Below are 12317 nucleotides of genomic sequence, written 5' to 3'. Positions count from 1 at the left end.
TTCCCTCCTTTTCTTATAAATAATTAGAATTTCCCTGTACATGCTCAATAAATAATTTTAATGGAACGAGCCCACGCTTTGGCATATGACTACTTATAATAGCTACTACTTCTAACTGAGGAATGATAACGATGTATTGTCCGCCATATCCCATAGCGAAATATATACAATACGGTATGTGAAATCTTTCGTTATGTAATACCCACCAGTGATATCCATATGCACCGACATGTTCATATGTTTCAAATTGCGCCCTGCTTGACTCTTCTAACCATTGTGCTGATACAATTTCTTTCCCATTCCAATATCCATTTTGTAAACATAATTTTCCTAATTTTAATAAATCTGTAGATTTCATTTTCATACCGAAGCCGCCAACATATATACCCTGCGGATCTTGTTGCCATTCGTATTCGTTAATTTCTAATGGATCAAATAAATATTTCTTTGCAAACCGCTCTGTCGACATTCCAGTAGCTTCTTGAATAATATAGCTCAGTAAATGAGAAGAACCTGAATTATAATTCATTTTTGTAGCAGGTTTTTCAATTATTGGCTTTTCTAATATGTACTGTACCCAGTTCTCTGATTCTACAAAGTCATTTGGGAATACTACTCCATTCCCAAACTCTTTCCAATCCTCACCAGTAGTCATTGTTAATAAGTGATAAAGCGTCAAATCATGTTTTTCCCCAGGTACATTTTCAATCCACTCTGTAATCGGTGTATGTATATCATTTATATAGCCCTTATCAATTGCAATACCAATTAATAAAGATACGATACTTTTTGTAATCGAATTTATTTTATATAAGTTATTTGCACATTCAGGTGTTTTATAATACTCAGTTGTTAATTCCCCTTTTTGATAAACAAGAAATGTATTCACTTTTTTCTTTTCGAATTTATTTTCTAGTTGCTTGAAATCCAAAAACTTTACCTCCATTTAAATAGTTACTCCATTTATTATATCTTGTTACTTCATTTTAAACATAATTGTGCTCAAATAAAAATAAACCTGTCAGCCATAATGAACTGACAGGTTTATTTTTATAATTTCGTACGAACATTCCAAAGCTCTGGGAAGAATCTTTGATCAAGTACTCGTTTTAAATAAGAAACACCGGAGGATCCACCTGTTCCCATTTTATGTCCAATAATTCTTTCTACTGTTTTCATATGACGGAAACGCCATTGTTGTAGCCAGTCTTCAATATCAATCAATTTTTCAGCAAGCTGATATAAATTCCAATATTTTTTCACATCCACATACACTTCTAACCACGCCGCTTCTACTGTTGCATCTTCTTCATAAGGCTGCGTAATATCACGGTTTAACACATCTTTATGAATAGGGAATCCTTCTTTTACTAATGCTTGAATCGCGACATCATATAGACTTGGTGCATGTAGCGCTTTATGAAGTCGTGCATGTAATTCTGGATCCTTTTCATAAATTTTTAATGCGTGCGGCGTTTTATAGCCAAGTGCATACTCAATCATACGATATTGATACGATTGAAAACCTGAAGCTTGACCGAGTGAATCACGAAACTCAATATATTCTGATGGTGTTAATGTCGCAAGAATATCCCAAGATTGAATAATTTGAGACTGAATTTTCGATACACGTGCTAACATTTTAAAAGCTGGTTGTAATTTATCTTGTTTAATAGATTCAATCGCCGCATTTAGCTCATGTAAAATGAGCTTCATCCAAAGCTCACTTGCTTGGTGGATAACGATAAATAACATTTCATCATGATGATCCGATAATCTTTTTTGAGAAGATAGTAAACTATCTAATTGTAAATACTCCCCATACGTCATATTCTCTTTAAAATCCGTATGAATCCCTTTTTCAATAATTACTTTTTCATTTTCTTTCATATTAGCCAAACGCCCCTTTTATATAATTCTACTTATATTGGTCTAATAACGGCTCGAACTGGACTTCCATCTGCATCAGTTAATGCAAGTGGTAATGCAATAAGTTCATAATCACCGTCTGCTACATGATCTAATACGACATTTTCTAAAATATGAATTCCATGTTTAAATAATTGATGATGCGCTGCTAATTCTTTATCATCTAACGGATCAACTGATGGTACATCTACTCCGATTAAACGAATACCTTTCTCTGATAGAAAAGGTGCTATGTCTGCACGTAAATGAGGGATCACATCTGGAAATTCTTCATTTTTTCCATGTGAAGATGTACGTAATAATAATCGTTCTACACCTTCTAAATGAAAGTTTTCTAATTCCTTTTTCCCGATGCTTTCAAGATTAGAAACGTCAATAATCCGTGCTGGGCCAACATAAACTTGAACATCTAAATCCAATACTTTCTTTCCATCATTATCAAAATGAAATGGTGCATCAATATGAGTGCCTGTATGAATACTCATCGTTAACTTTCCGACATTTACCGAGCCACTTTCTTCTTTTGACCATGAAACTTCATACGAGAACGGTGTGTCTCCTGGCCACGTTGCAATATTATTATTTAGCGGTTGTGAAATATCAATCCACTCTGATGTTTTCATACTTATGCCACAACCTCTCGCTTATTTTCAAACTGCTTATACTTTTCTTCTTTCATAATTCCCTTTAATATTTGTACAGATTTCCACACTTCTTCGTATGTGTTATATAAAGCGACCGGCGCAAGTCTCACTCCATTTGGCGCTCTAAAATCTGGAATTACTCCATTTGCCTTTAGCGCTTTACATATACGTGCTGCTTCTGCATGCTCTAAATAAATGTGCCCGCCTCGACTTTCATCCTCTAACGGATTTCCAATTGTAAATCCGAAATCTTTTAATTCATGATCAATTAAATTCAGCATGTATCTCGTAATATGTAAAGACTTCTCACGTAAACGTTCAATACCAGCATCTTTGAAAATTTCAAGAGAACCAATTAATGGTGCTATACTTAATACGTGAGGTGTACCAATTTGATAAGCACCTGCATGATCAGCGGCTGTTAATGTATGCTCCATATCAAACTGCTTATCTTTTTTAGAACTAAACCATCCAGACAACCCTGGCAGTCTATTAAAATGTTTATTATTTACATAAAGTCCTGCAACACTACCCGGTCCTGCATTTAAATATTTATAATTGCACCAAACAGCAAAATCAACATCCCAATCTTTGAAATGATGCGGAATAGATCCTATTGAATGACATAAATCAAATCCGATATGAATGTCTCGTTTATGTGCTTCCGTTGTTAAACGTTTCATATCAAGAATTTGACCACTTCTATATAAAACAGAAGGTAATAAAATTAAAGCGATATCATCTTCCATCGCATGAATAATATCTTCTTCAGAAAGTGTTCTACCATCTCGGCTTTTCACTCTTACTAGATGCTCATCTGGGTCTAATCCTTTTAAACGTATTTGACTTTGAAGTGCATAAATATCTGACGGGAAAGTTAATTCATCCGCAAGTATTTTTGTACGTATTCCTTTCGGTTCATAAAACGTCGCAATAACTTGGTGTATATTTGTAGTCGTAGAACCGGTTACAATAGTTTCCTCCGGTAAAGCTCCAATAAGAGGGGCTGTAAGTTTACCTAATTTCTCTGAAAGGAAGAACCACGGGTGCTCACCTTCAGTCCAACCGTCAATTCCATATTCTTTCCACGAATCTAGCAACGTAAGTAATGATTTCTCTGCTCTTTTTGAAAGTAGCCCTAATGAGTTTCCATCTAAATATATAGTACCTTCTTTTTTATAGAATTCAGTTTGAAAATCTTTCAGTTCATCATGTTTATCACATTCAAGCGCATACTCATAAGTTGGTTGAAATGGTTCTTTATACATGGTGTCACCTTCTCTTAATTTTCTTTTTATTCTAACTAATTGAAATATAGCACCTTAATTGATATAACGTCAATGATATTATGTCAGTTGACTTTATATATGAACTTCTTTTACAATACAGTTATATTTTCAGACATTTCAGTATAAAGAGGTGATTCTTTGAAAAACTCTACTCTTTCATCAAGAAAACACCGCTCCTTAGAAACGAAGAAGAAACTACTACACTCTGGTTACACTATTTTTATACGTAACGGATTTCAAAAAACGACAATTACACAAATTATTAAACATGCAGAAACCGGTTACGGAACAGCATATGTATACTTCAAAAACAAAGACGATCTCCTAATTAGTTTAATGGAAGATGTTATGAATCAATTTCATAATATTGCCAAGCGCTCCTTTTTGCCTCAAACGAAGGAAGAAGCTCATAAAATGATTCGAAATCAAGTTAGAGCATTTCTCCAACTAGCAAAGAAAGAACGAGCTATTTTACAAGTTGTAGAAGAAGCAATCGGATTATCAAAAGAGATACGTAAAAAATGGGACGAGATACGGGAACGCTTCATAAACAATATTACGCAGGATATTACATACTCTCAAGAAAGTGGATTAGCACAGCCTGAATTAAATAAAGAAATTGTAGCACGTGCTTGGTTCGCAATGAATGAGATGTTTCTTTGGGCGATTGTGAAAAATGATAAAAAATTAGAGTTAGAAGAGATAGTACATACATTGACGGAAATGTATACGACGGGGTTATATAAATAGCACACCTGCAATAAATACGGTGTGCTATTTTACATTTATAAAAATATTTTATCTGGGTATGGCAATGCTAAAAGGGGCTTTTCAGATAAAGGGAAATATTTTAGTTTTAACGATTCACCATCTATCGATTTCAACTCGCCACCGCTAACTTCACACTCAAACACAACAATAATATATTCTACTTCATCACCATTCGGATATGTATGGCGGTACTTTTCTCCTCCAAATACTCCTTTTTGTTTTTTTACTTGTACTTTCAATCCTGTTTCTTCCAAAACTTCCCTAACTACTGCTTCTTCTGGAGTTTCCCCAAGTTCAATTGCTCCAGCTGGCAAACTCCAGTATTCCCCACCAGGATATTGAAATAAAGTGAAACTTTAATCAGTGGGGGTTTTATTATCCCCCACTGATTATTAGTTGAACCAATCGGGCTTTTACGGGCAGTTGATCCCCCACCTAACTTCTTTGCTTTCGCTGAATTTTGAGATGGGAGTCTTACTGCCCGTTAATGCGGGATAAAATATCCCCCTGTTTATTTTTTATAATAGCAGCTACACTCGGCATGAATATTAGTTCATGCCCTAATTGCTCACGGATTTTTTTATAATATAGTGACATTGATATACTATTCTCTCCTAATCTATTAATAACTGTATTTTCTGATATTTATTGCATAATATTCTTAATACAAACTTCTATATAGAAAGGATAAAAACATGTCGCAAGAAAAACTTGCAAACAAATTTCTATCATTTACTGAAAGTGGTACTCAATAGATTGAGTACCACTTTTACTTTACATGCTTTTCATTAGCGTACTTTTTCTTCAGTCACCCTACTCACAATTCCAACAATAAATTTATATTCAATCCTTCTCTTCTTATCTTTCTTAAAACCCTCTTTCGTATCAAAAATAAAACACGTTTTCCGAAACCAAATTCGTACGTATACAGACTCTAAGTAAATAGGTTTTATAATTCCTCGTTCTTCAAATTCAGTCCCATCTTTATTTTCAGTTTCCGTTCGAACGAACCACTTATTCCCGATTCCAATCTCAATATACTTCACATACTAACCTCCATTAGGAAATTTCCCTTCTAACAATTCTATTATTTCCCCGGTAAGCGCAGATTCCGACAGAACATGAGCCCACAAAGAAAAAGTAGATTACAAAAATCTACTTTATAACTTATATTTTTGCATTCGCTTATAAAATGTACTACGGGGTACATCTAATAGTTTTGCAGCTAATGAAACATTTCCGTTTGTCTTTTGTAATACTTCAATCATGCTATCACGCTGTATTTTTTCGCGAAAATTTAGTGGATGTTCTGTTTTATTTTCAACTTGTAACTCAAGTTGTTGTTGATTTCCCATCATTGTTTGTAGCAAAAAAGCGACTTGCTTTTCGCATATTTCCCGTCCTTGCGACAAGATGTAAATGCGTTCTAATACATTTACTAGTTCTCGAATATTTCCGGGCCATGTATGTTGTAAAAATTGATTGCAAATACTCTTTGGAAATACAACATTCCAATTCTTCCGTTCGCAAAAGTGTTGTATAAAATATGAGATATCCTCTTTTCTTTCTATTAACGATGGAACATATAACGGATAAACGTGCAAACGATAATATAAATCTTGACGGAATTTCCCTTCTTCTACTAACCGTAGTAAATCTTTATGTGTGGCAGTAATAATACGAATATTTACTGGTACCTCTTTTGAACTTCCTATTGGAGTTATTGTACGTTCTTGTAAAACACGCAATAATGCTACTTGCATCTCTGGTGGTACTTCACCAATTTCATCTAAAAATAATGTTCCTCCATGCGCTTGTTCAAATTTCCCTTTATACCCTTGACGTCGCGCACCTGTAAACGCACCTTCAACGTAACCGAACAATTCACTTTCCATTAATTCTTTAGGCAGAGAACCGCAGTTAACAGCTATAAAGGGCCCATCTTTTCTTGGGCTATTTTCATGAATCGCTCTCGCAACATATTCCTTTCCTACTCCTGTCTCACCACATACATACACACTAGCATCAGTCGGTGAAACAAGCTTAATTTCTTCTAGTGTGTGTTGAAATGCTTTGCTTGTCCCGGTAACTCCTGAAAAAGTAATTCCTTTTATAAATGCGAAAGCAGAATATGTATTTATTTGTTTGTTTTTCTTTAAATACATACATTTCCCAATCATTCTTTCATTACTATATACTGGTATCTCTAATTTAGTTTCCAATCCATGGTGCATTAACTCTTCAAGCTTCATTCTTGACCAATTATTTATTCGTTCACGAACACTCTTACTCGCAGAAACGATAACATCACGATGATTACAAATAACTACTTGTTCGTCACTATCAATGACATCCAAAAAACGATGAATTAAGTGTAATTCATTTTGATGAACTCTTATGCTACATTCACGTTCTATTGCATGTGCAATTGAAGTTACCATACCGAGCATATATGGATGCGAAAATTCAATTGGACAGGAGAAATCTAGAACACCAATTAATTTCCCGTCATCATTATGGATAGGAGCAGCCGCACAACTCCAGCTATGAGATGCCACGGAATAATGTTCAGTACCACTTATCATAATAGCTTCTTCAATTTCTAGCGCTGTTCCAATTGCATTTGTACCAACAGCTGCTTCTGTCCATTTTACACCTTCAATAAAATTAATATGTTTCGCTCGCTTTAACGTTTGTTTATTTCCACTTAACGATAGAACATAACCATCTGGATCGATTAATAATGCCATCATTTGTAGTTCATCAATGGTTTTTCTCATATTTTGTATTTGAGGTAATGCTATATCAAGAAAAATTTCACTCTTTTTCTTTTGTTCTTGAAAAACATTAGAAGACAAAATTTTCTGACCTTTATTCATATAAGGATTCACATTTGCTTGTCTACATCGATGCCATGACTCTGAAATTCTTTCGTTTATACGGTTCGAATCAAAGACTCCTTCATCAATAAACTTTTTCCATGTATGTAAGTAAAACGGTGAAGCTAACATTGTATCATCTCCCTTTTAATTGTTTTGGAGATTTATAAAACATACTTCTATTATAAAACTGAATAAAAGCGTTTTCAATACAACTAGAAAGATGACACAAATATGTTAATAATTTGAATATATTAATGCTCGTCTTTATTCTTTTTTAGTAGCACCATATTTTGTATAATGGACGCAAAGAAAATACATAACCAAAACCACTTTTGTGGATTACCATTTATAAAGAAAACAATCACGGCTATTGCAAATAAAATAGCGGCTGATAAACTAATATATAATTTCGTTCTGACCTGCATTAGTCTTCGCTCCTATTATTTTACAGTACATACTAACTCTTCATTTTTCATCTCTACTATGTACTTCTGTAAAACATATTCTCTTCCGCCATGTTTTTCATACCAATCATGTATTCTTTTTACATGAATCTCGTCACTTCTAATTTTCGATTCAATTTCTTTATACCTTTCAAAACTATCATATTCCCATATGGCGAATACTTCAGACGTACCATTCTTATTACCTTTCATCCAGCGTCCTATTAGCCTAGAGCCATGCTTTAACTGATTAGGTAAGTTCGTGTTATTGAAATGATCATTAAATACTTCTATGAATTCATTTTTCACTACATAGTACTTCCTTCTGTAAAACATACCTCTTCCCCTCTTTTATGAAAAGTATCAGTAAACCTTCCCATCACTACCGTATTATAATACTTTCCATCCGATAGTCTTTTGTCATTTTTCAAAATGCCTTCTACTTCAAAACCTAATTTTTTATACAGATGAATAGCTTTCTCGTTTGTCTCTAATACTTGTAAAGATATTTTATTTACTGCATTTTCATCAGCCCATTTAATAGATTGTTGCAATAGACTCTTACCCATTCTATATCCCCAAAACTCTTTTAAAATACAAACACCAAACTCCACTTTATGAGATAATCTCTTAAAATTTGACCCTTCACATCTTGAAAATCCAACGATTCGATTGTGCACTTCTACAACTAAAAAGAGATTCTTAGTCTCTTCACTATCTGTTTTTATTATTTTTTGAAATCCTAGATCATCTATAAATCCCTCTCCAGCATCTCTATCCATATTTTCAGTTTCTCTATCAATCTGAACTCTAATTTTCGATAACTGCTCTGCATCTTTCTCAGCTGCAGAACGAATTGTATAAGTTAATCCATTTATATGAAACTCTTGCTCTTTTACAATCATGTCAAACTCCTTTCAAATGAATATAATGGCGCTATTACAACTTGTTTACCTTGTTTCTCAAAGTCCTGAACAGTTTCTTTACTAGCCTCTTCGTCAGTTATAATAATGTCAATTTTTTTTAGAGACTCTCCTCTTATAAAACAATCTATTCCAAGTTTATTATGCGGAACTAAACAAATATTTCTTCTAGCAATTTCACTTACTCTTTTACTAAAATAAGCAACTTCAGGTGTTGCGGTACTAATACCTTGTAATGAAATGCCTCCACCTGTAGAGAAATACAGATCAATAGAAAATCTACTTATCAATTCAGAGGCAAGTGTATCAGTAATATTCCCTGAAGGTTTTACTTTTCCGCCAATTAAATACGTATCAATATTCTTATATTCTCGTAGATAACCAGCTATTTCTATAGAATTCGTAATAACCGTAAATGATACTTCCGGTAAATATTTCAGCATCGCATTATGAACGGAAGCCCCACCAATAAAAATTGAATCACCTTCTTGTATATAAGATACCGCAACTCTTGCAATTGTGTCCTCATATATTGAGCTATCACTATAACGTTTAGTTGGTTCCGCAGCTAAGTTTCTCACTCGCGTAAGTTCAATTGCACCTCCGTGCGTTCTTTTTAATAAACCATCCTTTTCCATAATAGACAAATCTCTTCTTATAGAATCAATAGACATATCAAATCTTTCCGCAAGATCCTTTGCTATTACTCTTCCATCTGTATTAAGTAGTTCTAAAATTTTCTCTCGACGTTCTTCAGTAAACATGTTATCACCACCGTTATTGAAGATTCAGAAATTTGAACTTTATATTAATTATATGCACGTTTCTTCCGTTTCACAATATTTTCAATCCTTTTTCTTCCGTCTTTATGCAGTGTTTTCCTCTTTTTCTATTTTGTTAACTTTACATAAAATAAATGCAGATTTGCATATTCCACTAAAAGACTTCTATTTATTTCCTTATTCATGTAAAATTATTCCTATGTTTTACTTTTTAATACAGAAAGGGATTACTATGAAATCATTAATCAAAACGACATGTACAGCATTATTATTTACAGGAATATTAACAGGGTGCAATAGCAATACTACACCAAAACAAGAAAAGAGCGCTCTCGAAAAGAATGCAATGCACTATGGAGAAATAGTTAAAAACGAATACTATAGAGCGACAGTTGAAAATGCAAAGTTTGAAAAAATAGACGAAGAGCGGCGCCTTACTACTCGTGTTATGATTAATAATGTTCGAGAGGATGGACAAACTATTGATCTTTCGGAAATAAAATATTTCATACAAGATGAAAAAACTGGTCAGAAATATGAAGGTGAAGCTCATCCGATAGGTGACGAGCACTATAAAAATGTTCCACACGAATTCTCTTTAACTACTGACGTTGTATTTGAACTGAAAACTTCACCAAAAGATTTAAATAATATGTATTTATACATAGATAGCAAAGCTGCGCCGTTAACAAATACATATTGGAAACTTGATAATTTAGTATCTAAATAGAAAGACCAGTCTTATACGACTGGTCTTTTTACATTCATACATTTAACTTTCATTAACACTTATATTAATTTTCTAATAACAACTTGAATAACATCAGCTAAACCAGTGTGCCCTTTCCCTTCAACTCGCTCTTGTTCTCCATTAAAGAAATGAATTACCTTATGTTCTTCACACCAAGTAAGGATATCAATTGGATCATACAGCATATCAACATCTTTTGGTCCACCAGTACTATAGTTTATTTGTTTTTTTGAGTAAACTTCAAACATAATTAATCCACCAGGTTTTATCGTTTGTATCATTTTATCTAATATCATTTTTTTATAATCATCATGAAAATGTCCAAATACCATAATTGCCGCATCATATTCATTTTCTGGCAAACTATCAGCTAATAAATCTACTTTTTTTGTATGCACGTTTACGTTATGCTTCTCTGCCAATTTTTTTGTCTTTTCTAATCCATCTTCCGAATAATCAATAGCTGTTACTTCGTTCCCTTGTCTTGCTAGAAATACAGCATTTCTACCTTCTCCCTCCGCAAATGCTATTACTTTATTGTGATTTGCTAAACGAAATGCTTGTTCTTTAATAAATGTATTAGGTTCTTCCCCGTAAAAATATTCATCTGATTTATATCGATCATTCCAAAAATTATTCATCATCTTCTCTCCTTCTTCATATCATTTTCTAACTACAATTAAAGATATTAAAGAGCCTTTTTATCCTTAATTAATTTAAAAATAAAAGCAGATTAAAAATCCACTTTTATTTTTTTCGCAAGATCTACGATTTTTTGATTTCTTAACTCTTCTTCCATTTTCTCTTCTGCTGCGAGCATTGCCTCATTAATTAAACATCCAGGTTTGTCATGTAAACAACAGTCAAACAATGATGTTTTGCCTTCAATTGCATGTATAATATCTAAAAATGAAATATCTTCCCAATTCTTACTAAGCGAGTAACCGCCCTTTGGACCAGATGATGAGTGTATCATCCCTTCCTTCGTCAACTTAGTTAGTATTTTAGACAAGTACGTTGGTGAAACATTTTGCATTTCTGCTAATTGGTAAACACTAACTAACTTATTTGGTGTGGCCTTTGCCAGAAAAAGCATTGTATGAAGAGCATAATTTGTAGCTTTAGAATATTTCATAGTACAGCTCCTATTGTAGACTCCATGTATCTACAATAACTTTATTTTTTTATTATGTCAAACGTTTGTAATACTCCATACAACATTATTTCTTCACAAGTAATACATCTGCTGCGCAAATCGTCACTTCTCTAAATGGAGAGTCAAATAAAACACCTAGTTCAAAACCATCTTCAGTAAGAGCTATTTCATGATATAGCCACCAAGCACTGTCAAAGTTTTCCTGCATAGAACACTTTGTTACTCCTATAAAGGTTACTTCAAGTTTATCAAATTCACTAAAAGTACCACTGCAATCTAATACGATAGACAAAGTATCTTCTGATTCTCTCTTTATTACTTTAATTACACTATCGTGTAGTGATGTCTTGTGTAACTGAGCGACATTTGACGGAAGTTTTTTCTCAATGGAATTAAAATATTCTACGTATGATTGATCTAATTGTGCCATTCTTTTCTCATAATCTGTTGTCCACTCTTGCATAAGTTTTTTCAGTTCACCTGATGGGTATTCTGAATTAATTGTTATGTTTTGTATAATTGAGTATATCGATTCAGGAAGGAATTTTAATAAATCTATTTTCCTTTCCTCTATTTCTTCCTTTAAACTTTGTATATCCATTTCCGACCATTCTTTTATAGACTCTATAAAACTTACAAATTCTAAAACTTGCATTTTTTTATACCATTCTCTTGTAAAATATTTCAATGACACCTCTCCTAAAATATCTTTACATCCAGTAAAAGCAATGCATCCACTTATTATAT

The 12317-nt window shown here is 33.2% G+C and carries 15 protein-coding genes and 2 pseudogenes; 2 read left to right on the top strand and 15 right to left on the bottom strand.

Features of this window, described 5'->3' with window-relative positions; genetic code table 11:
* Positions 1-13: 13 nt before the first annotated feature.
* The 4 genes from ASE54_RS13270 to kynU all read right to left on the bottom strand — a co-directional run bounded on the left by ASE54_RS13270 (position 14) and on the right by kynU (position 3841).
* Entirely contained in the window at positions 14-931 is a 918-nt protein-coding gene (locus ASE54_RS13270) for a serine hydrolase (RefSeq protein ID WP_000346246.1), read from the bottom strand.
* Positions 932-1050: 119 nt separating this feature from the next.
* Positions 1051-1890, bottom strand: a complete 840-nt coding sequence (kynA, locus tag ASE54_RS13265; RefSeq protein WP_000661940.1) for a tryptophan 2,3-dioxygenase — start codon at positions 1888-1890, stop codon at positions 1051-1053.
* Positions 1891-1922: 32 nt separating this feature from the next.
* Complete coding sequence (kynB, locus tag ASE54_RS13260; RefSeq protein WP_000858071.1) at positions 1923-2552, bottom strand: arylformamidase; 630 nt, start codon at positions 2550-2552, stop codon at positions 1923-1925.
* 2 nt (positions 2553-2554) lie between these two features.
* Positions 2555-3841: a kynureninase gene (gene kynU / locus ASE54_RS13255; protein WP_000276297.1), complete on the bottom strand. Its 1287-nt coding sequence runs from the start codon at positions 3839-3841 to the stop codon at positions 2555-2557.
* Positions 3842-4000: 159 nt separating this feature from the next.
* On the opposite strand from kynU, the gene ASE54_RS13250 reads away from it, so the two are divergent.
* Entirely contained in the window at positions 4001-4612 is a 612-nt protein-coding gene (locus ASE54_RS13250) for a TetR/AcrR family transcriptional regulator (RefSeq protein ID WP_000798548.1), read from the top strand.
* Positions 4613-4647: 35 nt separating this feature from the next.
* On the opposite strand, the pseudogene ASE54_RS13245 reads toward ASE54_RS13250, so the two are convergent.
* From ASE54_RS13245 to ASE54_RS13215, 8 genes and pseudogenes are all read right to left on the bottom strand, one after another.
* Positions 4648-4980: pseudogene (locus ASE54_RS13245) on the bottom strand (NUDIX domain-containing protein); the annotation flags it as partial.
* 148 nt (positions 4981-5128) lie between these two features.
* Positions 5129-5236: pseudogene (locus tag ASE54_RS13240) on the bottom strand (phosphohydrolase); the annotation flags it as partial.
* Between the two features lie 185 nt (positions 5237-5421).
* A complete protein-coding gene (locus tag ASE54_RS13235) occupies positions 5422-5679 on the bottom strand; it encodes a DUF3977 family protein (RefSeq protein ID WP_000873836.1) in 258 nt (85 codons plus the stop codon).
* Between the two features lie 114 nt (positions 5680-5793).
* Positions 5794-7644 carry a sigma-54-dependent Fis family transcriptional regulator gene (locus tag ASE54_RS13230; RefSeq protein WP_000881380.1) on the bottom strand — a complete coding sequence of 617 codons (1851 nt, stop codon included), beginning with the start codon at positions 7642-7644 and terminating at the stop codon, positions 5794-5796.
* Between the two features lie 122 nt (positions 7645-7766).
* On the bottom strand, positions 7767-7940 hold the full coding sequence (locus ASE54_RS36330; RefSeq protein ID WP_001198099.1) for a hypothetical protein: 174 nt from the start codon (positions 7938-7940) through the stop codon (positions 7767-7769).
* Positions 7941-7955: 15 nt separating this feature from the next.
* Positions 7956-8294, bottom strand: coding sequence for an NIPSNAP family protein (locus tag ASE54_RS13225; RefSeq protein WP_000499995.1), 339 nt, complete (start codon positions 8292-8294; stop codon positions 7956-7958).
* Positions 8267-8863, bottom strand: a complete 597-nt coding sequence (locus ASE54_RS13220) for a GNAT family N-acetyltransferase (RefSeq protein ID WP_014895272.1) — start codon at positions 8861-8863, stop codon at positions 8267-8269. Before ASE54_RS13220 ends, ASE54_RS13225 begins: the two co-directional genes overlap by 28 nt.
* Entirely contained in the window at positions 8860-9645 is a 786-nt protein-coding gene (locus ASE54_RS13215; protein ID WP_000493642.1) for a DeoR/GlpR family DNA-binding transcription regulator, read from the bottom strand. The genes ASE54_RS13220 and ASE54_RS13215 overlap by 4 nt, the downstream gene beginning before the upstream one ends.
* A gap of 250 nt (positions 9646-9895) precedes the next feature.
* Here ASE54_RS13215 and ASE54_RS13210 point away from each other — a divergent pair, with 250 nt between their 5' ends.
* The gene (locus tag ASE54_RS13210) at positions 9896-10393 is read left to right on the top strand and encodes a hypothetical protein (RefSeq protein ID WP_014895273.1); all 498 of its coding nucleotides are present in this window, start codon (positions 9896-9898) and stop codon (positions 10391-10393) included.
* 59 nt (positions 10394-10452) lie between these two features.
* Here the strand turns inward: ASE54_RS13210 and ASE54_RS13205 are convergent, their stop codons facing one another.
* From ASE54_RS13205 to ASE54_RS13195, 3 genes are all read right to left on the bottom strand, one after another.
* A complete protein-coding gene (locus tag ASE54_RS13205; RefSeq protein ID WP_002094049.1) occupies positions 10453-11058 on the bottom strand; it encodes a class I SAM-dependent methyltransferase in 606 nt (201 codons plus the stop codon).
* An 89-nt stretch (positions 11059-11147) separates the two neighbouring features.
* Complete coding sequence (locus ASE54_RS13200) at positions 11148-11549, bottom strand: Rrf2 family transcriptional regulator (protein ID WP_000877653.1); 402 nt, start codon at positions 11547-11549, stop codon at positions 11148-11150.
* An 85-nt stretch (positions 11550-11634) separates the two neighbouring features.
* Entirely contained in the window at positions 11635-12258 is a 624-nt protein-coding gene (locus tag ASE54_RS13195; RefSeq protein ID WP_000873450.1) for a DUF4085 domain-containing protein, read from the bottom strand.
* Between the last annotated feature and the right edge of the window lie 59 nt (positions 12259-12317).

It is taken from the genome of Bacillus sp. Root131 (genome assembly GCF_001429475.1).
GTDB classification, from domain to species: Bacteria; Bacillota; Bacilli; order Bacillales; family Bacillaceae_G; genus Bacillus_A; species Bacillus_A thuringiensis_S.
The sequence above is the reverse complement of the archived record's forward strand: the minus strand, read 5'-3'. Positions and strand labels throughout refer to the sequence as shown.